This window comes from Nocardia sp. NPDC006630 (genome assembly GCF_040611495.1).
GTDB lineage: Bacteria > Actinomycetota > Actinomycetes > Mycobacteriales > Mycobacteriaceae > Nocardia.
The window spans coordinates 370,986-395,861 of record NZ_JBEXOK010000008.1 but is presented as its reverse complement, the minus strand read 5'-3'; the positions used below and the strand labels follow the sequence as shown (position 1 = coordinate 395,861).

Genomic DNA, 24,876 nt, shown 5'->3' with positions numbered 1-24,876 from the left:
GTGGCCGGCACTCCCGATGCTCAGCATCCATAGGACGGCTACGGCGAGGCTGAGGAGCCGAGTTGATCGGTGAGTGCCGATTCTCGAACTGGGTGCATGCACTACTCGGCGACGCGCCACTTCCCCTCCTCTCGGACCAGGACGAAGGTGTCGGTGAGTTCCGTCAAGTCCGGATATGTTCGCGTCACATCGGCATTCGCCACATTGCCGTCGATCAGAAAGTTGCTGACGTACAGCACTTCTCCCGCATCGGATCGATCGATCGTGGCCGGCAACTGCGCGTTTCGGAATCGCTCGCGCACCGCCGCGCTGTAGAGGTTGATGACCTTGCTGGGGTGGTCGGCTCCCAGCACGCTCCGCAGCACGGTCTCGATCTCGACCTCGTCGCGTGCCTGCTGATCAGCAGGGCTGGAACTGGGGCCGATCAGCATGAAAGCGCCGATACCAGCGACAGCTGCCACGATCGCCAACGCCGCGAGTCCGATGAGTAACTTCCGGGTACGCGGAGCCGCCATCATTTCGCCTGCGGCGTTGGCATGGTAATACCCAGGTCAGGGCAGTACTTCCATTCGCCGCTCTCCTTCTTGAAGGTGACGGGTCCGCTGTAGTCACTCCCGTTGTCGAGTTTGCCGCTGGCTTCGGCAGTGGCCTTCTCGCCGGTGATCTGAACCTTCTCGAGCTTCGTGAACTGGCCCTTCGGCCGCACGGTCGAGGCATTGCTCAACATTTCCGCAGGCATCGATTTGATGAGATCGCCGAACTGGCTGCAGAACTTGTCCGAGACGTCGTTCGGGTTCTTCGCGGCCATCACCGCACGCAGATTCGACTCCATCTGGCTCTGATCCGGGCTCTTGGTGATGCCACCACCGCTGTCGCTGCCGCCGCATCCGGCGAGTGCGCCCACCGCCGCGATCGTGAGTGCGAATGCGCCGATCTTCCGCACCTTGCTTGGACATGTTTGTACGACAAGCAGATTCATACGATTTCTCCCCATGAAGATCCCCCTTCGGGAGAGAAGGCTAGAGCACCGACTCGCGATCTGCCATGTGGTGCAGTGCGTTTCGAGTGTGCAGCTTTGTGATATCCCGCACGCGTGAGGTTCTCGTGGCTTCGCGGCGCGGAGTTCTCGTGATCAGCGTGTTTCCGAGGCGATCTCCGGCACGGTGGACAACGCCGTGCGGATCGCTCGAGCCCGGGCGCAGACGCCGCACGGTCGAGGCGCATGCAGTGTGATGGGCGCGACTCGTCACACTGGAGGGATGGAGATGATCGCCGACCCCGCCACCGCGGACCAGCTGACGCCGGTGCTGCGCGACTTCGGGGGCGGCGCGTTCGGGATCTACATCCACGTGCCGTTCTGTGCCACGCGGTGCGGATACTGCGACTTCAACACCTATACGGCGGGGGAGCTGGGTACCTCGGCGTCGCCACAGTCCTGGTTCGAGGCGCTGCGCGGTGAATTGGCGACGGCCGCCGCGCAGTTCGCGGCGTTTCCGACTGCTACGCCGCCGGTGCAGACCATTTTTGTGGGTGGGGGTACGCCGTCGCTGCTCGGTGGGGACGGGCTGGCGAATGTCATGAGTGCGGTGCGGGACAACTTCACGCTGGCTGCCGGGGCCGAGGTGACGACCGAGTCGAATCCGGAGTCGACGTCGCCGGAGTTCTTCGAGCGGCTGCTCGAGGGTGGGTTCACGCGGGTGTCGCTGGGGATGCAGTCGGCGGCGGCGCATGTGCTGAAGGTGCTCGATCGCACGCATACGCCGGGGCGGGCGGTCGCGGCGGCGCGGGAGGCGCGGGCCGCGGGGTTCGAGCATGTGAATCTGGACCTCATCTATGGGACGCCGGGGGAGCGGGACGGTGATCTGGACGCCAGCCTGGATGCGGTGCTGGCGGCGGGGGTCGATCACGTCTCCGCGTATTCGCTGATCGTCGAGGACGGCACCGCGCTGGCGCGGCGGGTGCGGCGCGGTGAGCTGCCCGCGCCGGATGACGATGTGCTGGCCGCCCGCTACGAGCGCATCGATGCGCGGCTGGAGGCGGCGGGGCTGCGCTGGTACGAGGTCTCCAACTGGGCCGCGAACGACGGTGCGCGCTGCCGGCACAACCTCGGTTACTGGGACGGCGGCGACTGGCTCGGTGCCGGGCCGGGTGCGCACAGTCATATCGGCGGGGTGCGCTGGTGGAACGTGAAACACCCTGCGCGCTATGCGGATCGGGTCGCCGACGGTGGATTGCCCGCCGCGGGATGGGAGGCGCTCACCGATGAAGAGCGCTACACCGAGCGCGTCATGCTCACCGCTCGGCTGCGCACCGGCTTGCCACTCGAGGACCTGGATTCCGATGGCCGCGTGGCCGCGGAGCGCGTGGTCGCCGACGGTCTGGCGCTGCGACAGGACGAGCGCCTGATCCTGACCGATCGCGGGCGACTGCTGGCCGATGCGGTGGTGCGCACGCTGCTCACCTGAGCGCGTTCGGTAATCCCCCACGGGTGCCGGAGTGCGGGGTTACGCTGCTGTCCATCGCTATGTTCGACGAGGATATTGTTCCATTTCGGGTCGAGATCTCGCAGGATCGACTGCGGGATCTCCGCCGACGGTTGAGCGAAACCCGCTGGCCCGCACAGGTTCCCGGCGTCGGCTGGGCGCGCGGGGTACCAGTAGAATATCTGCGGGACCTGGCGCACTATTGGGCGCAGCGTTTCGACTGGCTCGCCTGGGAGAAGCGGCTCAATTCCTATCCCCAGTACACGACGGTGATCGACGGCACCCGAATTCATTTCCTGCACATCAGATCCCACCGCTCCGGCGCCACCCCGCTGCTCATGCTGCACGGCTGGCCGAGTTCGGTGCTGGAGTTCCTCGAGGTGATCGAACCGCTCACCGATCCCGAGGACGGCGGTCCCGCTTTCGATCTCATCATTCCCTCGCATCCCAATTTCGGATTCTCCGGTCCCGCACCGGATCCGGGCTGGGACAGCCCGCGCATCGCGCTCGCCTACGCGGAACTCATGCGCCGCCTGGGCTATCCGCGCTACGGCGTGCAGGGCGGCGACTTCGGTGCGTTCATCGGCCCCGATCTGGGCCGCCTCGATGCCGACCGCGTGATCGGCGTGCACGTCAATGCCGCCACCTGGGGCTTCATCCCGCACGGCCCGCTGCCCGCGGACGCCGCCGCCACCCTCACCGCGCCGGAGCGCGAAAAGCTCACGCTCATAGGCGAATTCCTCTCCGACGGCGGAGGCTACTACCAGATTCAGGGCACCCGCCCGCATACCCTCGCCTTCGCCCTCAACGATTCCCCGGCCGGCCAGCTGGCCTGGATCGTGGAGAAGTTCCACGCCTGGACGGGCGCCGCGGGCACGCTCGAGGATCGGCTGGATCGTGATCACATGCTGGCCGGAATCTCGATCTACTGGTTCACCGAAACCGGCGGCTCGTCCGCGCAGCTGTACTACGAATCACTGCACTCCCCGAATCAGCCGACGCACTCGCGGGTTCCGACCGCGGTCGCCAATTTCGCCGGCGATATGGCCATCCGCCGCTTCGCCGAACAGCTCAACACCATCGTGCGCTGGACCGAGTTCGACACCGGCGGTCACTTCGCCGCCATGCAGACCCCCGATCTGCTGACCGCCGATATCCGCTCCTTCTTCACCGATCTGCTCGCCTGACATCTGCGCCGCCGGCCCGCACCCGAGCGGCGGCGTACAGGCAATCTGCGAACGGCCAACTAAACTGGCGGGAACATCCGGGAATTCCTGCGAATATGCCCCACAGGCCTGCGCGGCGGAACCCGACGGCGAGCGAGGAGGTGGGGCCGATGGCGACCACGGAGCAGCGACGGCTCGAAGTCCTGCGGGCGATCGTCGCGGACTACATATCGACCAAGGAGCCGATAGGCTCCAAAACCCTGGTGGAACGGCACAATCTGGGCGTCTCCAGCGCGACTGTGCGCAATGACATGGCGGTGCTCGAGGCCGAGGGCTATATCGCCCAGCCGCACACCAGTTCCGGTCGCATCCCCACCGATAAGGGCTACCGGCAGTTCGTCGATCACATCTCCGAGGTCAAGCCGCTCTCCAATGCCGAGCGCCGGGCGATCATGGAGTTCCTCGAAAGCGGCGTCGATCTCGACGACGTCCTGCGCCGGGGTGTGCGCCTGCTCGCACAGCTGACCCGTCAGGTCGCCATGGTGCAGTACCCGACGGTGTCGGCCTCGACGGTCCGGCACATCGAGGTGGTCGCGCTCAATCCGGCCCGCCTGCTGCTCGTGGTCATCACCGACAGCGGCCGCGTCGATCAGCGCCTGGTCGATCTGGGCAATGTCATCGGTGAAGAGGATCTGGCCGCCCTGCGCGGCATGCTCGGCAAGGCCATGGAGGGCAAGCGGCTGGCCGCCGCCTCCGCCTCGGTGGCCGAACTACCCGAACATTCGCCCGCGCGGCTGCGGGACGTCCTCGTCCGGGTGTCCACACTGCTCGTGGAGACGCTCGTCGAACATCCCGAGGAACGACTGGTGCTCGGCGGTACGGCGAACCTCACACGCAATGCCGGCGACTTCGCCGGGAACGGATTTCCGGGCTCGCTACGCGTGGTGCTCGAGGCCCTCGAAGAGCAGGTGATCGTGCTGAAGTTGCTGGCAGCGGCCCAGCAGCCGGGTACGGTCACCGTGCAGATCGGTGAGGAGACCAAGGTCGAACAGATGCGCGGAACGGCGGTGGTGTCCACCGGATACGGGATGCCCGGTACCGTTCTGGGAGGTATGGGGGTGCTGGGCCCCACCCGCATGGACTATCCGGGGACCATCGCCTCGGTGGCGGCCGTGGCCCGGTATATCGGTGAGGTGCTCGCCGAACGGTGAGCAAGCGGAGAGACGAAACGGACTAGAGAGCACAAGTGGCACGGGACTATTACGCACTGCTCGGCGTCGCACGCAACGCGACCGACCAGGAGATCAAGCGCGCCTATCGAAAGCTGGCGCGTGAACTGCATCCCGACGTCAACCCGGAACCGGAGGCGCAGGAGCGATTCCGCGAGGTGTCGACGGCCTACGAGGTGCTGACCGATGCGGAGAAGCGGCGCATCGTCGACCTCGGCGGTGACCCCATGGAGTCCGGCGGCGGTGGCGGCGGATTCTCCGGCGCCGGTTTCGGCGGCCTGGGCGACGTGTTCGAGGCCTTCTTCGGCGGGATGAACACCTCCAACCCGCGCAAACCACGCGGCCGGGTGCAGCCGGGAGCGGATTCGCTGCTGCGCACCCGCCTCTCGCTGCAGGAGTGCGCGGTCGGTGTCACCAAGCACCTGACCGTGGACACCGCCATCATCTGCGATGTGTGCGTGGGCGCGGGCACCAATGGCAACTCCAAGCCCGTCCGCTGTGAAACCTGCGGCGGCGCGGGTGAAGTGCAGACGGTGCAGCGCTCCTTCCTCGGCCAGGTCATGACCTCGCGGCCGTGCCCCACCTGCCGCGGCGCGGGCGAGACCATTCCCGATCCCTGCCGCAAGTGCGGTGGCGACGGCCGCGTGCGCGCCCGCCGCGAGATCGCCGCGCCGATTCCGGCCGGTGTCGCGAGCGGTATGCGGGTGCGCCTGGCCGCACAGGGGGAGGTCGGCCCCGGCGGCGGTCCCGCCGGCGACCTCTACGTCGAGATCGTGGAGCAGCCGCACGACACCTTCGTGCGCGACAGTGACGATCTGCACTGCACCATCCGGGTTCCCGTGGTGGATGCGGCGCTGGGCACCACGGTCGTCATCGACACCATCCTCGACGGCCCGGTCGAGCTCACCATCCCGGCCGGCACCCAGCCGGGCGAGGTCTCGGTGCTGCGCGGCCACGGTATGCCCAAGCTGCGCGCCAATTCGCGCGGAGATCTGATCTCGCACCTCGATATCGTGGTGCCGACCAAGATGGACTCCAAGCAGTCCGATCTCATGCGCAAGTACAAGGCCATGCGTCCGAACGAGCGCACCGAGGTGCTCTCGACCCAGTCCGAGCACAACAGCGGGTTGTTCGCGCGGCTGCGAGCATCCTTCAGCGGACGCTGATCCGTTGGCCGCCACCGTCTTCTACCTCGACGAGGTTCCCGAGCCGGGTGCCACCGCCGTCCTCGACGGCCCGGAGGGTCGCCATGCGGCGACCGTCCGGCGCATCCGGGTCGGCGAGCCGATCACGCTCTCGGACGGGCACGGGATTCTCGCCGATTCGGAAGTGATTGCGGCCCAGAAGGATCGCCTCGAACTGAAGGTCCTCGATCGCCGGGTCGCAGCCCCGGCGACCCCGCAGGTGACCGTGGTGCAGGCGCTGCCGAAGTCCGACCGCTCCGAACTCGCGGTCGAACTCATGACCGAGGCCGGGGCCGACGCCATCGTTCCGTGGCAGGCTTCGCGCTGCGTCTCCAACTGGGAGAACAAGGCGTACAAGGCCGTCGAGAAATGGCGTGCCACCGCGAAATCGGCCGCCCGGCAGTCCCGCCGCGCCTATATCCCCGATGTGGCGGATCTGCACAGCACCCGCGATCTGGTGGCGCTGGTACGAGAAGCCAAGTCCGGCGGCGCAATTGTCGCCGCCCTGCACGAATCCGGAGCGGGACGCTTCACCGAGCTGTCCTTCGAGGACGTGGCCGAGGTTGTGCTCATTGTCGGCCCCGAAGGCGGCCTCGATGATGCCGAACTGAAGGCACTGGCCGAGGCGGGCGCGGATATCGTGCTGCTCGGCCCGACCGTCCTGCGCACCTCCACCGCGGCGGCCGTCGCTCTCGGCGCTCTCGGCGCACTGACCCCGCGCTGGTAGTAGGCACCGACCCCGCGTTGGCGGGTAGTGCCTTCAAGCGGGTGGCGATACCTCGTGTCCGTTGGCCCGGTTCGCTGAACTCGTTCAGGCGCGCGCTGTTTCGCCTGCGCCGGCCGCGCGGGACCGAACGACGAGCACTCCCACGAGCCCGGCCGCGAGTACGAGCAGAACCGCCACGTACGCGGTGAGTCCGGTCCAGCCGTAGCGGCCGTAGGCGATCCCGCCCGCCCCTCCGGCAATCGAACTCCCGAGGTAGTAGGCGAACAGGTACAGGGCCGAAGCCGCTGCGCGATTGCCGGTGGCCGCACTGCCGACCCAGCCACTGGCTACCGCGTGAATGGCGAAAAACCCTGCGGTGCACAGCAGTACGCCGAGCAGAATGATCGGCAGCGAATCCGGCAGGGTGAGCGACAGCCCGGCGCCCATGGCGAGAATCGATACCCCGAGCACCCGGGACCGCCCGTGCCGATCGGTCAACCGGCCCGCCGCGGCGGCGGTGACGGTGCCCGCCAGATACAGCACGAACACCAAACCCACTGTGGCTGCGGATAATCCGAACGGATCACGCGTCAGCCGATACCCGAGGAAGTTGTAGACCGAGACGAAGCCGCCCATCATGACGAACGCGAGGGCGAACAGCGGCAGCAGCGTGCGATCCCGCAGGTGCCCCGCGAAATCGGTGGTGAGCGTGCGGATATCGAGCGGCCGGGCGCTGAATCGGCGCGACGGCGGCAGCATTCGCACGAATATCCCCGCGCAGAGCGCCGCCGCCACCGCGACGGTGGCCTGACCCCAGCGCCACGACCCCACTTCGAGGGTGAAGGCCGGGATGAGCCGCCCGGCCAGCCCGCCCACCGTGGTGCCCGCGACGTAGACGCCCATGGCCGCGCCCAGCCCGGCCGCGCCGATCTCCTCCGCCAGATATGCCATCGCCACCGCGGGCACCCCGGCCAGCGCGACTCCCTGCACCGCCCGCCCGGCCAGCAGCACTCCCAGCGAGGGACTGAAGGGCAGCAGCAGCCCGATCACACTGGCGGCCACCGCCGAGCCGATCATCATCCGGGTCCGGCCGAATCGGTTCGACAGCACGCTCATCGGCAAGATCGTGACCGCCAGCAGTCCGGTGGTCAGCGATACCGCCAGGGCCGCGCGCGCCGGTGTCGCACCGAATGCCGCCGACAGACTCGGCAGTAGCGCCTGTGCGCTGTACATCGAGGCGAAGGTGGTCAGCCCGGCGGCGAAGAGCGCCACCGTGATCCGGCGTTCGTGCGCAGCGGTGTCGACGGGGGCGAGAGCGGCCGCGGTGGTCATATGCCGAGCATGGGCGCGCGGTGCTTCGAAAGGAAATGCATAATGATTGCAGAACTGATGCGGCGGCGGTATTAGTGGAGGTATCGGCGCGGAGCCGACCGCGGCGAGTGACGATCAACATGGTCAAGCCCGGGCCGCCCAACCGAGGTGCGGACGGTTTCGGGGTTATCGGAGGGGGTGCCGCGGTGGCGAGTGATGATCTGCACTGGTTTCTCACGCTCGCCGAGCTCGAACGCGTCGGAGCCGCCGCCGAGCGCCTGCATCTGACGCAGCCGACGCTCTCCCGCATGCTGGCCCGCCTGGAACGCCGCCTCGGCGTCCTGCTCTTCGACCGGCACGGAAAACGCCTGACCCTCAACGAGTTCGGCCGTGTCTACTATGAGCACGCCCGCCGCGCCCAGGCCGAACTCGATGCCGCCGCAGGCGAACTCGCCGATCTGGCCAATCCCGCCGGGGGTGTGGTGCGCCTGGCCTTCCAGCATTCCCTGGGTGCGCGGGTGGTGCCCGAACTCATCGCGGGTTTTCGCCGCCTCTCCGGGCGCATCACCTTCACGCTGAACCAGGACGCCGCCGATGTGGTGACCGCCGCGGTCCTGGACGGCACCGCCGATCTCGGGCTGGTGTCTCCGAGACCGTCCGCTGCCGGGGTGGGCTGGCGGCCGCTGCTGCGGCAGCGCCTGGCGCTCGCCGTGCCGCCCGACCATCGCCTCGCGACCCGGCGGCAGGTACGCCTCGCGGAGGTCGCGGACGCCGAATTCATCGCCATGCACCCGGGATTCGGCATGCGCCGCGTTCTCGACGAGCTTTGTGCCGCAGCCGATTTCCGCCCCCGCATCGGTTTCGAGTGCAGCAATCTGGACACCATCGCGGGCCTGGTCGCAGTGGGTCTCGGAGTGTCGATTCTGCCGCTGGAGTACCCGCCGATGGGCGGCCCGCAACCGGATCCCGCGCTGATCCCGCTCGCCGATCCGGAGCCGATGCGCGAGGTCGGCCTGGTCTGGTCGACCGCCGCGACGCCGTCCGAGGCGGTGCGCCGTTTCCGGGATTTCACCTTCGACTGGGCCCGGGTCCGGCCCGGAATCGAATAACGCCCAGGCCGCGAGGGCGCGACGGTCTCGTGTCACCGCAGCTGGTAGCGATCTATTCACTGGGCGGTGTCGGTGGTCGGCGGTAAACTTCCCTTAAAGAGGTAGTGCTCGAGACCGGGAAGCAGGCCATAGCGACTTTTGAGAACACCAGGCGAAATCGGCGACCAGAGTACCCCTACTGCCGGCATCGGTGTCGGCGACAATGGGTCCGGACCGGCGGGCCGGACCGTTCGTTCCAGCATCGAATTGGAACCGGAGTCGGTATTCGGCTTCCTGGGTTCGGCCGATGAGAACCTGCGTGAACTCGAGCGGCTGCTCGACGCCGACATCCACGTGCGCGGCAACTCCGTCACACTCACCGGCAGACCTGCCGATATCGCCCTCGCGGAACGTGTCATCGCCCAGTTGGTGGCGCTGACGGCCCGCAACAAGGTGGTCACGCCGGAAGCCGTGCGGCACACGTATTCCATGCTCACCGAGGGTTCCTCGGACTCCCCGGCGGAGGTGCTGAGCCTCGACATCCTGTCCCGGCGCGGTAAGACCATCCGCCCGAAGACGTTGAACCAGAAGCACTATGTCGATGCCATCGACAAGCACACCATCGTGTTCGGCGTCGGCCCGGCCGGTACCGGTAAGACGTACCTCGCGATGGCCAAGGCCGTGCAGGCATTGCAGGCCAAGCAGGTCAGCCGCATCATTCTGACGCGGCCGGCGGTCGAGGCGGGTGAGCGGCTGGGCTTCCTGCCCGGCACGCTGAACGACAAGATCGACCCGTATCTGCGCCCGCTCTACGACGCCCTGCACGACATGATGGATCCCGAGGCCATTCCGAAGCTGATGGCCGCGGGTGTCATCGAGGTCGCGCCGCTGGCGTACATGCGCGGTCGTTCGCTCAATGACGCGTTCATCATTCTCGACGAGGCGCAGAACACCACCGCCGAGCAGATGAAGATGTTCCTCACCCGCTTGGGCTTCGGCTCCAAAATGGTGGTGACCGGCGATGTCAGTCAGGTGGACCTACCCACGGGTGCCCGCTCCGGGCTCCGGGCGGCCACCGAGATCCTCACCGATGTCGACGATATTGCGATCTCCTACCTGACCAGCAGTGATGTGGTTCGTCACCGACTGGTCGGGGAGATCGTCGATGCCTACGACCGCTATGAGAACGACTCCCGCCCGCAGGTCGCCCACTATCCGGGCAACCGGGCGCAGCGGCGTGCAGCGAGCCGGGAGGGGCGTCACTGAGCTCGGCCGATAGGCTGAGCGGGTGAGTATCGAGATCGCCAACGAATCGGGTATCGAAGTATCCGAAGAGGAACTGATCAGCGTCGCGCGGTTCGCGATCGGTCAGATGGATGTGCATTCGGCCGCCGAGCTGTCGATGGTGCTGGTCGATCTCGACACCATGGCAGACCTGCACATGCGCTGGATGGACCTGCCGGGTCCGACCGATGTCATGTCCTTTCCCATGGACGAGCTGGAGCCCGGCGGGCGTCCCGACGCCGCCGAGCCCGGCCCGTCCATGCTCGGGGATATCGTGCTGTGCCCCGAATTCGCGGCGCAGCAGGCCGAGAAGGCCGGCCATGCCATGGGCCACGAACTCGCCCTGCTGACCGTGCACGGCGTCCTCCACCTGCTCGGCTACGACCATGCCGAGCCGGAGGAGGAGAAGGAAATGTTCGCGCTGCAGGCCTCGCTGCTCGAAGGCTGGTACGAGAGCCTGCGCGAGGCGCAGCACCGCGCCGAGCTCGCCGAACGTGATGCACAGCGTGATGCGCAACTGCTGGGGAAGACCGGATTCACCGCACCCGGTGATCCACTGGATCCCGCGTGAATTCGTTCGTCCTCTTACTGCTGGCGATAATCTTGGTGCCCGCCGGCGGTTCGTTCGCCGCGCTGGATTCGGCGTTGAATACGATTTCCCCTGCGCGGGTGGACGATCTGGTCCGGGCCGATCGGACGGGTGCGGCGCGCTTGGCCCGCATCATCGCCGATCGGCCGCGCTATGTGAATCTCATGGTGCTGCTGCGCGTGCTGTGCGAGATCACCTCGACGGTGCTGCTGGCGGCGGTGCTCATGGATTGGCTGCCCGAGGTGACGGCGCTGGTGGTGACCGCGGCGGTCATGGTGCTGGTGGACTATCTGGTCATCGGTGTCGGGCCGCGCACGCTGGGCCGCCAGCACGCGTATTCGCTGGCGCTGGGCGCCTCACTGCCGCTGCAGGCCATCGGCACGCTACTCGGCCCGATCAGCCGCCTGTTGATTCTGGTCGGTAATGCGATCACTCCCGGTAGGGGATTTCGCAACGGCCCCTTCGCTTCCGAGATCGAGCTGCGTGAGGTCGTTGATCTCGCCGGTGAGCGCGGGGTGGTGGATGCCGAGGAGCGCCGCATGATCCAGTCGGTGTTCGAACTCGGCGAGACGGCCGCCCGCGCGGTCATGGTGCCGCGCACCGAGATGGTGTGGATCGAGGCGGACAAGACTGCGGCGCAGGCGATGTCGCTGGCGGTGCGGTCCGGTCATTCGCGCATTCCGGTGGTGGGGGAGAACGTCGACGACATTCTCGGCGTCGTATATCTGAAAGACCTTGTCCCGTATGCGGATCGGGCCAAGAAGGTGCATGTGCGCGAGGTCATGCGCCCGGCGATCTTCGTACCGGACTCCAAGCCGCTGGATGCGCTGCTCGATGAAATGCAGCGCGTCCGCAACCATATGGCGGTGCTGGTGGACGAGTACGGCGGCATTGCCGGGCTGGTCACCATCGAGGATGTGCTGGAGGAGATCGTCGGCGAGATCGCCGATGAGTACGACACCGATGAGACCGCGCCGGTCGAGGAGATCGGGCACGGGAAATACCGTGTCTCGGCGCGACTTCCGGTCGAAGACCTCGGTGATCTGTTCGGCCTGGAGATCGACGACGAAGATGTCGATACCGTCGGCGGCCTGCTCGCGCACGCGCTGGGCCGCGTGCCGCTGCCGGGTTCCAAGGCCGTGATCCACGGATTGCAATTGCGCGGTGAGGGCGGCTCGGACGCGCGCGGCCGGGTGCGGGTGCACACGGTGGTGGTGCGGCGGGCCCCGGAGAAGACCAAAAACGAAGCGGCCGAAGGTAAGCCGGACGGCGCACTGGAAGATGGAGAGACCGATGACTGATCTGGATGCCGAGGACAACAAGCTGTTGGTCCTCGCGCGCGGCGCGATGGGCCGCACCGGCGGCAGCGCGGGCGCGGCGGTGCGCGATACCGATGGGCGCACCTACGCCGCCGGTGAGGTGGGTCTGGCGAGTCTGAGGCTGACCGCCCTGCAGGCGGCGGTGGCGGCCGCGATCTCCAGTGGCGCAGAGGGTTTCGAGGCCGCGGTGGTGGTGGCGGGCCGGTTCTCCGATCCCGGTGTCCCCGCGGTGCGTGAGGTGTCGGCGGCGGCGCGGATCGTTTTCACCGATGCCAAGGGCGCGGTATTCGAGGTAGTGGAGGGGCCGGTCGAAGGCGATCCGGCACAGCGGCCCGGAATCCCCGAGGGCTTCGATCTGGAATCCGAGTCGGAGGTATTCGAGTGAGCAGCAGTAAAGACGTATTCCGTTCGGGCTTCGTATGTTTCGTGGGACGGCCGAATACCGGCAAGTCCACGCTGACCAATGCGATGGTGGGGCAGAAGATCGCCATCACCTCCTCGCGCCCGCAGACCACCCGGCACACCATTCGCGGCATTGTGCACCGCGAGCACGCGCAGCTCATTCTGGTGGACACCCCCGGTCTGCACCGGCCGCGCACGCTGCTCGGGCAGCGGCTCAACGATCTGGTGCGTGATACGTACACCGAGGTCGATGTGATCGCGCTGTGCATTCCGGCGGACGAGAAGATCGGCCCCGGCGACCGCTGGATCGTGGAGCAGATCCGCCTGATGGCGCCCAAGACCAAGCTCATGGGCGTGCTCACCAAGATCGACAAGGTGAGCCGGGATCAGCTCGCGGCCAAGCTCATCGCGCTCTCCGAACTGCTCGGCCCGGCCTCGGAAATCGTGCCGGTCTCGGCGGTCAAGGGTGAGCAGGTCGAGGTTCTGGTCGACGTCATCGCCTCGCAGATGGCCGAGGGCCCGGCCTTCTACCCCGACGGCGACCTCACCGACGAGCCCGAGGAAACCCTCATGGCCGAGCTCATTCGCGAAGCCGCGCTCGAGGGCCTGGACAACGAACTCCCGCACTCCCTCGCGGTTGTGATCGAGGATGTGCTCGAGCGCGAGGAGAACGAGGACACCGACACCGACGGCACCCGCACCCACGAGGGCATGCTCGACGTGCACGCCCTGCTCTACGTGGAACGCCCCAGCCAGAAGGCCATCATCATCGGCCGCGGCGGCGCCCGCCTCAAGGAGATCGGCACCAACGCCCGCCTGCAGATCGAAAAGATCCTCGGCACCCGCATCTTCCTGCACCTGCACGTCAAGGTCGCCAAAGACTGGCAGCGCGACCCCAAGCAGCTCGGCAAGCTCGGATTCTAGCTCCGCGGGGGGTCCGGAACCCCTCCGGAACCTCCGCTACCCCCGGGGAGTCCCCGTCATCCCGGCATGCCTCCGTCACCCCCCCGGGGGAGTCCCGTCATCCCGGCATGCTTTCGGCCGGGATCCACCCAACTCGGCTGAGCCGCATCGGGTCTGGATCCCGGCCAAAAGCGCGCCGGGATGACAGGGTGACTCATGCGACGGGGTGACTCATGCGCTGGTGTGACTCATGCGCTGGGGTGACTCATGCGACGGGGTGACTCATGCGCCGGAGTGGCTTATGCGCTGGGGTGGCTTATGCGCTGGGGTGGGTCATGCGACGGGGTGACTCATGCGCCGGGGTGGCTTATGCGCTGGGGTGGCTCTTGCGCTGGGGGGTCGTGCGCTTGGGGTGGGTCAGGCGGCGGGGGTCCACCAGGGCGTCGGGCGGTGCTTGTGCCACTCGAGTTCGGCTTCGAGTTGGGCTGCGACGGAGACGAGTAGGGGTTCGGAGTTGGCGGGGCCCATGAGTTGGGCTCCGACCGGGAGGCCGGTGGCGGTGAAGCCCGCGGGGACGTTGACCGAGGGCCAGCCGAGGACGTTCCAGGGCCAGGTGTAGGGGCAGGCGGTGGTGATGAGCTGATCCGTGGCCCAGGAGCTGATGTTGTCGATGTCGTGGACGCCGGGCGGCGGGGTGGCGGTGGTGGGGGCCAGGACTACGTCGTAGTCGTTGAAGAAGCGGCCGATTCGCTTGCGCAGCAAGGGTTCTGCCCGGCGGGCGGCGAAGAGCGCGGGGGAGAGGATACGGCCGGTGAGCGCATTGTGTGTGGTGCGCGGGTCGACCTCGGCTCCGGGCATGCGGTTCAGGACCTCGCGGATGCCGACCATGGAGCGGGGCAGGAAGGTCGCGCCGAGCAGTACGCCGTAGTGCAGATCGGCGATGGTGACCTCGTGGCCGAGGCGGCGCAGGGCATCGGCGGTCGCGTGCACCCGCGCCTGCACCTCGCGATCGAGTTCGGTCTTGATGGCGGTGAACGGAGTTCGCAGCGAGAGCGCGATGCGCAGCCGTCCCGGATCACGGCCGACCGCCTCGGAGACGCGCACGGCGGGCGGCGTATGCAGATCGCCCTGATGCGGTCCGGCGGCGACGTCCAGCAGCAGCGCGGCATCGGCGACAGTGCGCGCCAGCGGCCCGTTCACGGTGAGCCCGTAGAACGCCTCGGGCAGCGGCCAGGTGGAAATGCGCCCGCGCTGCGGTTTGATGCCCACCAGATTGTTCCAGGCCGCGGGGATGCGCACGGAGCCCGCACCGTCGGAACCCAGTGCGGCAGGCACCAATCCGGCCGCGACGGCCGCCGCGGAACCGCCGGACGAGCCGCCCGGCGTGTGCTCGGCGCTCCACGGATTCCTGGTGTGCCCGAAGGCCTCCGCACTGGTGAACGGCAGCTGCCCCAGCTCACAGGTATTGGTCTTGCCGACGATCACCGCACCGGCGGCCCGCAGTCGCCGAACCGATTCGGCGTCTTCGGTTTTCACCGGGAAGTCGCCGCCGCATCCGAAAGCCGTTGGGCTACCGGCGATATCGGTATCATCCTTGATGGCCAGCGGCACTCCGAGCAGCGGCGCGCGCTCCCCGGCGGCGAGCCGGCGGTCGGCGTCGGCGGCTTCGATCAGCGCCTGTTCGCGCCGCACGATCCGAAATGCGTTGAGCCCGGCCTGACTTGCGTCGATCGCATCGAGCGCGGCGGTCGTCGCCGCTACCGAGGTGATCTTCCCCTGTGTCAATGCTGCCGCCAGTTGCGCCAGCCCGAGTTCGTTTACCGCCGCCGTCGTCATGCTGAGTCCCGTCTCCCTGCCGTCCGCTGGGAAACGTAGCGCGATTCTGGTCACACGTCCAGCGAGGTGCTATCGGAAGGCGCCGCGCATTCACACAGGCAGCAGTACCTGCTCGAGTTCGAGCAGGCGCTGCTTGCGTTCCAGTCCGCCGGAGTAGCCGGTGAGCGCCCCGCCCGCCGCGATCACCCGGTGGCAGGGCCGCACCACGAGCAGTGGATTCGCGCCGATTGCGGCCGCCACGGCGCGGGTGCGCTCGCGCGGCGCGCCGATCCGCGCGGTGATCTCACCGTATGTCGCGGTGACGCCGTACGGGATCTCCTCCAGCGCCCGCCACGCCCGCTGCTGGAAATCCGTTCCGCTGGAGGTGAATTCGATATCGAAGCGGGTTTCGACACCGGCGAAGTACGCCCGCAGCTGGACGATGATCGCGACGAACGCGCAGGCGTCCTCGGTCCACTCGGGCCGCACGGTGACCCCGCCCCGCTGTCCCGGCACGGACAAGGCGGTCAGGGCGATGCCGCCCGGCGCGGTCGCCGAGCGCTCGCCGACCAGCAGCAGTTCGCCGAGCGGGCTGTCGATTTTCGCGTACACGGTCATGTCGCGTCTCCTCTCGATTGTCGTTCCGCTCTCGAATCTGCCTCAGCCGCCCGAGCATGACTGGCGGTATTCGGACATGTCGCTGACCTCACGAACAGCGGTTTCGGCGACGCGAGCGATGCGTGCGCAATCGGTCGGGAGGGCGTGCGAGACTGTTGCGGTGCAGTTGTACAGAGACCATGCGGTAGTGGTTCGCCAGCACAAGCTGGGCGAGGCCGACCGTATTGTCACGCTGCTCACCCGCCAGCACGGTCTGGTGCGCGCGGTCGCCAAGGGGGTGCGCCGGACCAGATCCAAATTCGGTGCGCGGCTGGAACCCTTCGCCTATATCGATGTGCAGCTGCACCCCGGCCGCAATCTCGACGTTGTCACCCAGGTGCACACCGTGGAGGCCTTCGCCTCCGATATCGTCGCCGATTACGGCCGCTACACCACCGCCTGCGCGGTGCTGGAAACCGCCGAACGCCTCGCCGGTGAGGAGCGCGCCCCCGCGCCCCGCCTGCACACTCTCACTGCGGGCGCGCTGCGCGCCATCGCCCTCGGCCATCGCCCGCACGAGCTGATCCTGGACGCATTTCTCTTGCGCGCCATGGGTTTCTCCGGCTGGCCCCCCTCTCTCGACGAATGCGCCCGCTGCGCCACCCCCGGCCCGCACCGCGCCTTCCACGTAGCCGCGGGCGGCGCGGTCTGCGTCCACTGCCGTCCCCCCGGCTCCGCCACCCCCATGGTCGGCGTCCTGGAACATATGAGCGCCCTCAACCGCGGCGATTGGTCCGGCGTGCAGGCGATTCCGGACAATATGCGCCGCCAGGCCAGCGGTCTCATCGCCGCCCACCTGCAGTGGCACCTGGAACGCCAACTCCGTACCCTGCCGTTGATCGAACGCACCCGCCCCCATGAGGCAGTGGAATCCGCCGCGGTCAGCTGAATCCGGTACTTCCTTCAGGCTCGGGCTCGAGATTTCTTCCAGGCTTGTGCGTGAGTTGGCCGCTTTTTCGTTTTCGCCCTGAGAGTCTCGTTGAGTGATACTCGCCGGTACTTCAGGATCAGTGAGATTCGATACAGCGACTGCGAAGATTAGCGAGCCTAAAGTTCAATGCGTGTTGGTCTCCCGTGTTCGACAGTCCTCGCGCGGCGCGCTTCGCCGCCTGCCGGTTCCACTCGCCGCCTGCGCTCTCGCCGCCGCTGTCGCCGCTGTTCCCGCGGCCGCCGATCCGGTGTTGCCGAGCCTGCCGTTCGGCGGGCTGTCCTACACGGTCAAGGTGCAGCAGCCCGGGATCGCCGACGGCTACATCTACTACACCAGCGGTGTGAGCGCGGCGGCGCTGGTGCCCGGGCTGGGGACCGTCGCGCAGGCGCTGCCGGGCGGGCAGCCGGCGAATGTGATCGCCGATCGCTCGGGCAGGGAGATCAAGCGGTTCACTCCGCCTGCGGGACAGGATGTTTCGAACTTCCGCAGCCAGATCTATCAGGGCCGCAAGGTGCTCACCTGGTGGCAGGGCAGCACCGTGGCCGGGCACGGATCGGGTGTCGGCGTGATCGCGGACGAGAACTTCAATGTCATCACCACGGTGGATCCGGGCGGAGCGGGCGCGGATGTGCACGAATTCCGGCTGACCCCGGACGGTCGCGCCCTGCTGACGTCCTACCCGCAGGTGAATGCCGATCTCACAGCTCTCGGCGGCCCGCGGGACGGCAAGATGTTCGACACCGTCGCCGTGGTGATGGACGTCGCGACGGGTAAGGAGATCTCGCACTGGAGTGCGGCCGAACATGTGCCGCTGGCCGATTCCGAGACGCCCGGCAAACTGGGCGGCGACGTGTACGACCCGTACCACATGAATTCCATCAGCCTCGATCCGTCGGGCAATCTGGTTGTCTCACTGCGTAATACGGCGGCGGTCTACGATATCGACCCGCACACCGGCACGATCCGCTGGCAGCTCGGCGGCAAGAATCCGACCCTCACCGCGAGCCCGGATATCGAATTCGCCTTCCAGCACGACGCCGAGTTCAGCGACGCCTCCACCCTGCGGCTGTTCAACAACAACTCCGACGGCCTGGAGTCGCGCGGTCCCTCCAGCGTCGAGTGGATCCACATCGATCCGGTTGCCAAGCAGGCCACACTGGTCCGCAATCAGCAGCATCCGGAAAAGCTGACGAGCTTCGCCATGGGCAATGCCCAAGCCCTCCCGAACGGCAATACCCTGGTCAGCTGGGGCATGGTCCCGCGCATCTCGGAATTCACCTCCTCGGGCGACCTCGTCTACGACGCTTCCCTGCCCTTCGGCTCCTACCGCGCCTACCTCGACACCTGGCCGGTCTCCTGACCCGAGCGATCACGCAGAGTCCTTCGCTACCGAACAGCGCCGATGACGGTTGTTCGGTAGCGGCACGGGCTGTGCGGTCGGCCCCAACCGGGGTGATTTGTGGAGATGCTGCGCGAATTCCGTGGGCGCGGTCGAGCGGTGCGGAGCGTCGGGCAGGATGGGGGGCGTGATCGGTACTCGCAAGCCTTCCGCAGCCCAGCGCACGGTGCGTCCGCCCTCGCCGCATCCCTCCGGCGCCACGCCGCCGGAGATTCCCCTGGAGTTCGTACCCAGGCATGTGGCCCTGGTGATGGACGGCAACGGCCGCTGGGCGCAGGAGCAGGGCCTGCCGCGCACCGCGGGGCACGAGCGCGGCGAGGCGGTCCTCATGGACACCGTCGAGGGCTGTATCGAAATCGGCGTGAAGTGGCTGTCGGCGTACGCCTTCTCCACCGAGAACTGGCGGCGCAGCCCGGATGAGGTCAAGTTCCTCATGGGGTTCAACCGCGATGTGATCCGCCGCCGTCGCGACGAGATGCACGAGATGGGTGTGCGGGTGCGCTGGGCGGGGCGGCGACCGCGCCTGTGGCGCAGCGTGATCAAGGAGCTCGAGGTCGCCGAAGAGCTCACCCAGGACAATACGGTGATGACCCTGACCATGTGCGTCAACTACGGTGGTCGTGCCGAGATCGCCGATGCCGCAAGGGAAATCGCGCGCCGGGTGGCACGGGGCGAGATCGATCCGGAGAAGGTGAACGAGGCGACGGTCGCCCGCTACCTGGATGAGCCGGATATGCCGGATGTGGATCTGTTCCTGCGCCCGTCGGGTGAGTTCCGCACCTCGAACTTCCTCATGTGGCAGTCGGCGTATGCCGAATTCGTGTTCCAGGAAACGCTTTTCCCCGATTTCGACCGCCGCAATCTCTGGGCCGCCTGCCTCGAGTACGCCAAGCGCGACCGCCGTTTCGGTGGCGCGAAGTGAGCGACGAACTGTCCCCGGCCGAGGACCTGCAGGCGCGCGCCGGCGCCGCACTGGCCCGCTACGAGGTGAACGTCCGCGTCGAGGAGGGCGGCGGCCTCGGGTTCGAATTCGATGGTTCGCTGTGCTCCCTGCGCGGTGTGAACCTGGCCCCCGGCCTGGACGTGCTGACCCTGACCTGCGTGCTGGCCTGGGACCGACCGCTGAAACCGCAGTTGCACAAGCGTGTTGCCGAGCGCAATGCCGCACTGCAGTTCGGCTCGATCACCATTGTCGGCCACGACAAGCTGGCCGACATCATCCTGCGCTACACCTTCCCGGCCGCCGGGTTGGAGGATGAGGCGCTCGCCACCATGCTGCTGCTGGTGCTCTCGGGCGCGGGCCGTGCCCGGCAGGGTTTGGTCCTGCCCTGACGAATTCCGCCCAGCCGAATCCTGTTCAGTTGGGCGAGATTTCGGGGACCGTGGTGATCGGCCCGTAGGCGGGCAGCAGCTGTGCCACACCGCGGCTGAAGGATTCGGGATCGGTATCGCCCAGGATCAGATGCTGCAGTATGAACCCGGGAAGCAGTCCGAGGAAGGCCTTGCCCACCGCCTCGGTATCGGCATCGATCGGCAGCCAGCCGATATCGCGCATACGAATGGCATAGTCGATCCACAGGCGCCGGATACCGCTGATGCCGGTGCGGACGTAGTCGCCGATATTGGCGTCGGTCAGGGCCAGCGCCCAGGCCTGCGGAATGACGCGCACCGGCCCGCTCGCGCCGCTGAGGCGGACAATCGTTTCGGTAATGGAGCGCACCAGTTCCGCCGGTGTGGGCAGCGGATCGCTGTAGACGGCTTCACTCAGGGCGGCGCGCAGATCGACGGTCGCCTCGCTGGTGAGGGCCGCGATGAGATCGTCCTTGGATTTGAAGTAGCGGTACACCGCACCTGCGGAGAGGCCGGATTCGGCGAACACATCCTGCATGGTGGTGGTGTGAATTCCCTTGCGGGCGAAGCACATTTGCGCGGCGTCGAGGATTTGTAGTCTGCGTCGTTCGAGGTGTTCTTCGCTGACTCTGGGCATGGACCCAAAACTAAAACGAATATCCGTTCGCAACAAGATGACAGCTCGATGTCCGGGTTGTCCCGAACCTCGGACATCGAGCTGTTTTCGGGCGTCAGCCGTTGCGGCTGGAGCAGTTTCGGCAGGTGCCGAAAATCTCCATGGTGTGGCTGATATCGGTGAACCCGTGCTCGGCGGCGACGGAGTCCGCCCAGGCTTCGACGGTCGGCCCCTCGACCTCCACGGTGCTTCCGCAGCTGCGGCAGACCAGGTGGTGGTGATGTCCGGTGGAGCACTGCCGGTACACCGATTCGCCTGAGTCGGTACGCAATACGTCGACCAGACCCGCCTCGGCCAGCGATTGCAGCGTGCGGTAGACGGTGGTCAGTCCGATGCCCTCGCCCCGGCGGCGCAGCTCATCGTGCAGTTCCTGGGCGGAGCGGAATTCGTCGATATCGGTGAGCAGGGCGGCGATGGCGCTGCGCTGGCGAGTGCTGCGGACACCGACCGTCTTCTCGGTTGTTCCCACGATCACCCTTCCTCGGCATGTGCGACGGCATCGATGACGATGTGCGCCAGATGCTCGTCGACCAGTTCGTAGATCACTTCGCGCCCGGTGCGTTCACCGCGCACCACGCCCGCGGATTTGAGGATCCGCAGATGCTGGCTGATCAGCGGCTGGGTCACGCCGAGCGTATCGACCAGCTCGTGCACGCAGCGCGGCGACTCCCGCAGCTGCAGCACAATGGCGATGCGCACCGGTGCGGCCAGTGCGCGCAGCAGCTCGCCCGCCGAGTCCAGGATGGTGCGCGAGGGCACGATCGGCGGCATGGGCGACCGGTACGGGTACGGGTCGTGCGGAATCGCGGCTGGTGCCTCGGTCGCGACGCGGGAGCGCCGCAGAGGGGCACCGCTGTCCGTGGTCATCGAACCAACTCCTTATTGGAAACCGATGCCATTCTTATATGCAAGCATATGCATGTCAAATGGGCGCGCGGTGGAGTCGGGCGCGGCGCGTCAGCAATCGTGTTCGGTGGGCAGCGGAATGGTCGGGTCGAAGTACTGTTCGGTCGGTCGCACAGGCAGTCCCACGCCGGCTTCACCCAGTGAGGGCGCCAGGAACCCCTTCCGGAACCAGGCGCAATCCCCGGCATAGGTGAAGGCATTGATCTCGCCGAACCACATGCCCTGCGATGCGGCGTCATAGCCGGAATCGTCGATGAGGGTGTACTCGGTCTCCTGCCGCGCCACCACGATGATGTCCATCGGATCATGCACCGTGCTCGGATCCGGAGCCGAGAAGGCATAGGCCACAATGTAATTGGTCTTGATCGTCAGCTCGCCGTCCTTGTCGAGAGCGGGCGACATGTCACCGTTGATGCGCGGCGCGGCCGGCAGCAGCCGGAATCCGGGCGCGATCTTCGCGGTGACCCACCAGTTCTGGCTCTCATTGCCCGGCGTCAGTTTCGGCCGCAGCTCGGCGACCTGCCCGGGCGCCAGCAGTGCCAGCACCGGCTCGGCGTCACCGGTCTCCAGCACATGCGGATCCAGTCGCTCGAGCACGATGAGCTGCTGCGCGCGGGTCATGGCCGACTCCACCTGCGCGGCCGAATACCGGCCGATCGGTGCGGCGGCGGGCAGCACGATGCCCGCGGCGCCGGAGGCCCAGTTCGCGGCGGGCGTGTTGTCGAAGGGCCGGGCCTGGTCCACCTGGAAGGCCGGCGGGGCGGCGGACGTCAGGGGGATGTTCACGTTCAGGGCGTTCGAGTGCGGGTGATACAGCAGGGCGGCGGTGATCAGCACCGCCAGCACCGCGGGTATGCCCATCCAGGGGAGAAGCCTGCGCCGCCGCAGGCGCCGGAGCTCGCGTCGCTCGACACGCTTGGCCCAGTTGTCGTCCGATAGATCGGTCGGAAACCCGTGCATGGCAGCGACCCCCGCGGTCCAGCTCGTCTACGCCGCGACCGCCCGTCGACATCGGCGTATCCGACCGGTCGCAATTCCACTATCTCGCGGTGGGGGTGCCGGGTGGATCCCCGAATAGTGGGGGCAGCGGCAGGCCCTGCTCCCGGCGTAAAACGGCTCGCTCCGTACCGATAGGCTTGAGGACGTCCCTTGTAGTTTTCCGGACCGGATGGAGATTTCTTCAGTGGCACCCAAGTCGAAGGTGGACACCGTCGCCAACCTCGCCAAGCGCCGGGGTCTCGTGTACCCGAGCGGTGAGATCTACGGCGGCACCAAATCGGCGTGGGATTACGGCCCGCTGGGAGTCGAGCTCAAGGAGAACATCAAGCGGCAGTGGTGGCGTTCGATGGTCACCAGCCGTGAGGATGTGGTCGGCCTCGACTCGTCGATCATCCTGCCGCGTCAGGTGTGGGTGGCCTCGGGTCACGTCGCGGTGTTCAACGATCCGCTGGTGGAATGCCTGAACTGTCATAAGCGGCATCGTCAGGATCACCTGCAGGAGGCGTACGCCGAGAAGCACAAGGGCATCGAGGACCCGGATTCGGTGTCCATGGAGCTCATCGTGTGCCCCGACTGCGGCACCGTCGGCAAGTGGACCGAGCCGCGTGACTTCAACATGATGCTCAAGACCTACCTCGGCCCGGTCGAGACCGAAGACGGCATGCACTACCTGCGCCCGGAGACCGCGCAGGGCATCTTCGTCAATTACAAGAACGTCGAGACCACCGCGCGCAAGAAGCCGCCGTTCGGTATCGCCCAGATGGGCAAGAGCTTCCGCAACGAGATCTCCCCCGGCAACTTCATCTTCCGCACGCGCGAGTTCGAGCAGATGGAGATGGAGTTCTTCGTCAAACCCGGCGAGGACGAGCAGTGGCACCAGTACTGGATCGACACGCGCCTGGCCTGGTACACGGATCTGGGCATCGATCCGGAGAACCTGCGGCTGTACGAGCACCCGAAGGAGAAGCTCTCGCACTACTCCACCCGCACGGTGGATATCGAGTACCGCTTCCGCTTCCAGGGCAGTGAGTGGGGCGAGCTCGAGGGTGTCGCCAACCGCACCGACTTCGACCTGAAGACCCACTCCGAGCATTCGGGCCAGGATCTGAGCTACTTCGATCAGACCACCGGTGAGCGCTACACGCCGTACGTGATCGAGCCGGCGGCCGGTCTGACCCGTTCGCTGATGGCCTTCCTGGTGGACGCGTATCACGTGGAGCAGGTTCCGACCGCCAAGGGCGGGCTGGAGGATCGCACCACGCTGCGCCTGGATCGCCGGCTGGCTCCGGTCAAGGCCGCGGTGCTGCCGCTCTCGCGCAATGCGGATCTTTCGCCCAAGGCGAAGGATCTCGCCACTCAGTTGCGGAAGAATTGGAATGTCGAGTTCGACGATGCCGGCGCCATCGGCCGCCGTTATCGCCGTCAGGACGAGGTCGGTACGCCGTTCTGTATCACGGTGGACTTCGACACTCTCGAGGATCATGCGGTCACCGTGCGTGAGCGCGACTCCATGGCCCAGGAGCGCATTGCTCTCGATCAAGTAGAGGGCTACTTGGCAGCGCGCCTCATCGGCGCCTGACTCACGGCAACCTGAGAAGACCGGTCAATGCCTGACCGGTCTTTTCTTTATTCGGATTGCCCCTGAAATTCGGGGCGCTGAATAATCATTCAGGTATCGCACTACTCGTGTTAACGGCTCCCGATCGGTGCATATTTATATGTATGGGGCAACGGCGACTGCCGCTGTGCTCGATCTGCCGAGGTGAGTCATGAGCGAGCGTTTTATCGGCCCCCGCTCGGGGCTGCAATGGATCTCATTGGGGGATTCCGGATCATCCTGTCCTGTCGCCGGGTCTACGACTGTGGCCTTCCGATCCTGGGCGGAGTCCTTCCTGACCCAGCCCTGTGATGAGCTGGGAAGAGACGGGCCCGTGTGCCCGTACGTACGACCGTCGATGCGGCGGGATCTGCTGTGGATCGCGCAGGTTCCGTCCGCACGGCCGCGGCCCGAGTGGCTGCGCGCAATTATCGAGGACGCACTTGAGGTTTATCCCGAATTGCCTACGGGGAACGGCGGTTCCACATCGGTCTTGCGCGCGTTGATAACCGTGTTCCCGAATCTGGCCGACTTGTCGCTGATCGATGAGATGCACCTGGAATTCAAGACCAGATTCGTGGAACGCGGTGCGATGCTCGGCCAATTCTACCCGGGATGCGATCAGCCGGGCCTGTGGAACAAGGACTTTCGGCCTTTGGATGCGCCGATGCCGATGCTGGTCGTTCGATCCATGATGACAACTGATTTCCCATTCCTATTGAACCGACCGGAATGGATGAATGCTTATGTGCGCAAGTTCGCACCTGGGCTGCCCGCGCATGTGCGCGCAGTCATGGTGGGGCGGTTGACAGCTCGCCCCGATAACTGGGTTCCGGCCTATCACGAACAGCCGGAGGACGCCCGGTCTCCTTTCTGACCGTG

At 66.7% G+C, this 24,876-nt stretch carries 26 protein-coding genes; 17 read left to right on the top strand and 9 right to left on the bottom strand.

Annotation, left to right across the window (positions count from 1 at the left end; all coding sequences use genetic code 11):
• Nucleotides 1-101: 101 nt before the first annotated feature.
• Nucleotides 102-461 carry a hypothetical protein gene (locus tag ABZX86_RS25550; RefSeq protein WP_355127167.1) on the bottom strand — a complete coding sequence of 120 codons (360 nt, stop codon included), beginning with the start codon at nucleotides 459-461 and terminating at the stop codon, nucleotides 102-104.
• Between the two features lie 53 nt (nucleotides 462-514).
• A complete protein-coding gene (locus ABZX86_RS25545) occupies nucleotides 515-979 on the bottom strand; it encodes a hypothetical protein (protein WP_355127166.1) in 465 nt (154 codons plus the stop codon).
• Nucleotides 980-1,259: 280 nt separating this feature from the next.
• Here ABZX86_RS25545 and hemW point away from each other — a divergent pair, with 280 nt between their 5' ends.
• The 5 genes from hemW to ABZX86_RS25520 all read left to right on the top strand — a co-directional run bounded on the left by hemW (nucleotide 1,260) and on the right by ABZX86_RS25520 (nucleotide 6,789).
• Complete coding sequence (gene hemW / locus ABZX86_RS25540) at nucleotides 1,260-2,465, top strand: radical SAM family heme chaperone HemW (protein WP_355127165.1); 1,206 nt, start codon at nucleotides 1,260-1,262, stop codon at nucleotides 2,463-2,465.
• Nucleotides 2,466-2,524: 59 nt separating this feature from the next.
• Entirely contained in the window at nucleotides 2,525-3,670 is a 1,146-nt protein-coding gene (locus ABZX86_RS25535; protein WP_355127164.1) for an epoxide hydrolase family protein, read from the top strand.
• Between the two features lie 149 nt (nucleotides 3,671-3,819).
• Nucleotides 3,820-4,860 carry a heat-inducible transcriptional repressor HrcA gene (gene hrcA, locus ABZX86_RS25530; RefSeq protein WP_355127163.1) on the top strand — a complete coding sequence of 347 codons (1,041 nt, stop codon included), beginning with the start codon at nucleotides 3,820-3,822 and terminating at the stop codon, nucleotides 4,858-4,860.
• A gap of 35 nt (nucleotides 4,861-4,895) precedes the next feature.
• Entirely contained in the window at nucleotides 4,896-6,044 is a 1,149-nt protein-coding gene (dnaJ, locus tag ABZX86_RS25525) for a molecular chaperone DnaJ (protein WP_327141449.1), read from the top strand.
• A gap of 4 nt (nucleotides 6,045-6,048) precedes the next feature.
• On the top strand, nucleotides 6,049-6,789 hold the full coding sequence (locus ABZX86_RS25520; RefSeq protein WP_355127162.1) for a 16S rRNA (uracil(1498)-N(3))-methyltransferase: 741 nt from the start codon (nucleotides 6,049-6,051) through the stop codon (nucleotides 6,787-6,789).
• Between the two features lie 84 nt (nucleotides 6,790-6,873).
• Here ABZX86_RS25520 and ABZX86_RS25515 read toward each other — a convergent pair whose 3' ends face one another.
• A complete protein-coding gene (locus tag ABZX86_RS25515; RefSeq protein WP_355127161.1) occupies nucleotides 6,874-8,100 on the bottom strand; it encodes an MFS transporter in 1,227 nt (408 codons plus the stop codon).
• A 185-nt stretch (nucleotides 8,101-8,285) separates the two neighbouring features.
• Here ABZX86_RS25515 and ABZX86_RS25510 point away from each other — a divergent pair, with 185 nt between their 5' ends.
• The 6 genes from ABZX86_RS25510 (at nucleotide 8,286) to era (ending at nucleotide 13,685) form a co-directional block, all read left to right on the top strand.
• On the top strand, nucleotides 8,286-9,188 hold the full coding sequence (locus ABZX86_RS25510) for a LysR family transcriptional regulator (protein ID WP_355127302.1): 903 nt from the start codon (nucleotides 8,286-8,288) through the stop codon (nucleotides 9,186-9,188).
• Nucleotides 9,189-9,374: 186 nt separating this feature from the next.
• A complete protein-coding gene (locus ABZX86_RS25505; protein WP_327146679.1) occupies nucleotides 9,375-10,433 on the top strand; it encodes a PhoH family protein in 1,059 nt (352 codons plus the stop codon).
• Between the two features lie 22 nt (nucleotides 10,434-10,455).
• Nucleotides 10,456-11,022, top strand: coding sequence for an rRNA maturation RNase YbeY (ybeY, locus tag ABZX86_RS25500; protein WP_327141445.1), 567 nt, complete (start codon nucleotides 10,456-10,458; stop codon nucleotides 11,020-11,022).
• Entirely contained in the window at nucleotides 11,019-12,341 is a 1,323-nt protein-coding gene (locus ABZX86_RS25495) for a hemolysin family protein (protein WP_327141444.1), read from the top strand. Before ybeY ends, ABZX86_RS25495 begins: the two co-directional genes overlap by 4 nt.
• Nucleotides 12,334-12,744 carry a cytidine deaminase gene (locus ABZX86_RS25490; RefSeq protein ID WP_355127160.1) on the top strand — a complete coding sequence of 137 codons (411 nt, stop codon included), beginning with the start codon at nucleotides 12,334-12,336 and terminating at the stop codon, nucleotides 12,742-12,744. Before ABZX86_RS25495 ends, ABZX86_RS25490 begins: the two co-directional genes overlap by 8 nt.
• Nucleotides 12,741-13,685, top strand: a complete 945-nt coding sequence (era, locus tag ABZX86_RS25485; RefSeq protein ID WP_327141442.1) for a GTPase Era — start codon at nucleotides 12,741-12,743, stop codon at nucleotides 13,683-13,685. Before ABZX86_RS25490 ends, era begins: the two co-directional genes overlap by 4 nt.
• A 396-nt stretch (nucleotides 13,686-14,081) precedes the next feature.
• On the opposite strand, the gene ABZX86_RS25480 is transcribed toward era, so the two are convergent.
• Nucleotides 14,082-15,500, bottom strand: a complete 1,419-nt coding sequence (locus tag ABZX86_RS25480; protein ID WP_355127159.1) for an amidase — start codon at nucleotides 15,498-15,500, stop codon at nucleotides 14,082-14,084.
• Between the two features lie 90 nt (nucleotides 15,501-15,590).
• Nucleotides 15,591-16,097 (bottom strand): methylated-DNA--[protein]-cysteine S-methyltransferase, encoded by a 507-nt coding sequence (locus tag ABZX86_RS25475; protein ID WP_355127158.1) that lies wholly within the window; start codon nucleotides 16,095-16,097, stop codon nucleotides 15,591-15,593.
• 160 nt (nucleotides 16,098-16,257) lie between these two features.
• Here ABZX86_RS25475 and recO point away from each other — a divergent pair, with 160 nt between their 5' ends.
• From recO to ABZX86_RS25455, 4 genes are all read left to right on the top strand, one after another.
• Nucleotides 16,258-17,025 (top strand): DNA repair protein RecO, encoded by a 768-nt coding sequence (gene recO, locus ABZX86_RS25470; RefSeq protein ID WP_327141439.1) that lies wholly within the window; start codon nucleotides 16,258-16,260, stop codon nucleotides 17,023-17,025.
• A gap of 172 nt (nucleotides 17,026-17,197) precedes the next feature.
• Nucleotides 17,198-18,427 carry an arylsulfotransferase family protein gene (locus ABZX86_RS25465; protein WP_355127157.1) on the top strand — a complete coding sequence of 410 codons (1,230 nt, stop codon included), beginning with the start codon at nucleotides 17,198-17,200 and terminating at the stop codon, nucleotides 18,425-18,427.
• Nucleotides 18,428-18,584: 157 nt separating this feature from the next.
• Complete coding sequence (locus ABZX86_RS25460) at nucleotides 18,585-19,388, top strand: isoprenyl transferase (RefSeq protein WP_327141437.1); 804 nt, start codon at nucleotides 18,585-18,587, stop codon at nucleotides 19,386-19,388.
• Between the two features lie 26 nt (nucleotides 19,389-19,414).
• Nucleotides 19,415-19,798 (top strand): hypothetical protein, encoded by a 384-nt coding sequence (locus ABZX86_RS25455; RefSeq protein WP_355127301.1) that lies wholly within the window; start codon nucleotides 19,415-19,417, stop codon nucleotides 19,796-19,798.
• 25 nt (nucleotides 19,799-19,823) lie between these two features.
• Here ABZX86_RS25455 and ABZX86_RS25450 read toward each other — a convergent pair whose 3' ends face one another.
• The 4 genes from ABZX86_RS25450 to ABZX86_RS25435 all read right to left on the bottom strand — a co-directional run bounded on the left by ABZX86_RS25450 (nucleotide 19,824) and on the right by ABZX86_RS25435 (nucleotide 22,358).
• Complete coding sequence (locus tag ABZX86_RS25450) at nucleotides 19,824-20,453, bottom strand: TetR/AcrR family transcriptional regulator (RefSeq protein ID WP_355127156.1); 630 nt, start codon at nucleotides 20,451-20,453, stop codon at nucleotides 19,824-19,826.
• Between the two features lie 94 nt (nucleotides 20,454-20,547).
• Entirely contained in the window at nucleotides 20,548-20,961 is a 414-nt protein-coding gene (locus ABZX86_RS25445) for a Fur family transcriptional regulator (RefSeq protein WP_355127155.1), read from the bottom strand.
• A gap of 2 nt (nucleotides 20,962-20,963) precedes the next feature.
• On the bottom strand, nucleotides 20,964-21,263 hold the full coding sequence (locus tag ABZX86_RS25440; RefSeq protein ID WP_297613800.1) for a metalloregulator ArsR/SmtB family transcription factor: 300 nt from the start codon (nucleotides 21,261-21,263) through the stop codon (nucleotides 20,964-20,966).
• A 186-nt stretch (nucleotides 21,264-21,449) separates the two neighbouring features.
• Nucleotides 21,450-22,358: a hypothetical protein gene (locus ABZX86_RS25435; protein WP_355127154.1), complete on the bottom strand. Its 909-nt coding sequence runs from the start codon at nucleotides 22,356-22,358 to the stop codon at nucleotides 21,450-21,452.
• A 223-nt stretch (nucleotides 22,359-22,581) separates the two neighbouring features.
• Between ABZX86_RS25435 and ABZX86_RS25430 the strand changes: the two genes are divergently transcribed.
• Together ABZX86_RS25430 and ABZX86_RS25425 are read left to right on the top strand one after the other, a co-directional pair.
• Nucleotides 22,582-23,976 carry a glycine--tRNA ligase gene (locus ABZX86_RS25430; protein WP_327141434.1) on the top strand — a complete coding sequence of 465 codons (1,395 nt, stop codon included), beginning with the start codon at nucleotides 22,582-22,584 and terminating at the stop codon, nucleotides 23,974-23,976.
• 190 nt (nucleotides 23,977-24,166) lie between these two features.
• Entirely contained in the window at nucleotides 24,167-24,871 is a 705-nt protein-coding gene (locus ABZX86_RS25425) for a DUF6875 domain-containing protein (protein ID WP_355127153.1), read from the top strand.
• Nucleotides 24,872-24,876 lie beyond the last annotated feature (5 nt).

Coding starts and splice junctions, on each gene's coding strand:
- ABZX86_RS25545 (WP_355127166.1), bottom strand. CDS start 979: ATGAATCTGCTTGTCGTACAAACATGTCCAAGCAAGGTGCGGAAGATC.
- hemW (WP_355127165.1), top strand. CDS start 1,260: ATGGAGATGATCGCCGACCCCGCCACCGCGGACCAGCTGACGCCGGTG.
- ABZX86_RS25535 (WP_355127164.1), top strand. CDS start 2,525: ATGTTCGACGAGGATATTGTTCCATTTCGGGTCGAGATCTCGCAGGAT.
- hrcA (WP_355127163.1), top strand. CDS start 3,820: ATGGCGACCACGGAGCAGCGACGGCTCGAAGTCCTGCGGGCGATCGTC.
- ABZX86_RS25515 (WP_355127161.1), bottom strand. CDS start 8,100: ATGACCACCGCGGCCGCTCTCGCCCCCGTCGACACCGCTGCGCACGAA.
- ABZX86_RS25490 (WP_355127160.1), top strand. CDS start 12,334: ATGACTGATCTGGATGCCGAGGACAACAAGCTGTTGGTCCTCGCGCGC.
- ABZX86_RS25480 (WP_355127159.1), bottom strand. CDS start 15,500: ATGACGACGGCGGCGGTAAACGAACTCGGGCTGGCGCAACTGGCGGCA.
- ABZX86_RS25475 (WP_355127158.1), bottom strand. CDS start 16,097: ATGACCGTGTACGCGAAAATCGACAGCCCGCTCGGCGAACTGCTGCTG.
- ABZX86_RS25460 (WP_327141437.1), top strand. CDS start 18,585: ATGGGGGGCGTGATCGGTACTCGCAAGCCTTCCGCAGCCCAGCGCACG.
- ABZX86_RS25450 (WP_355127156.1), bottom strand. CDS start 20,453: ATGCCCAGAGTCAGCGAAGAACACCTCGAACGACGCAGACTACAAATC.
- ABZX86_RS25440 (WP_297613800.1), bottom strand. CDS start 21,263: ATGCCGCCGATCGTGCCCTCGCGCACCATCCTGGACTCGGCGGGCGAG.
- ABZX86_RS25435 (WP_355127154.1), bottom strand. CDS start 22,358: ATGCACGGGTTTCCGACCGATCTATCGGACGACAACTGGGCCAAGCGT.
- ABZX86_RS25425 (WP_355127153.1), top strand. CDS start 24,167: ATGAGCGAGCGTTTTATCGGCCCCCGCTCGGGGCTGCAATGGATCTCA.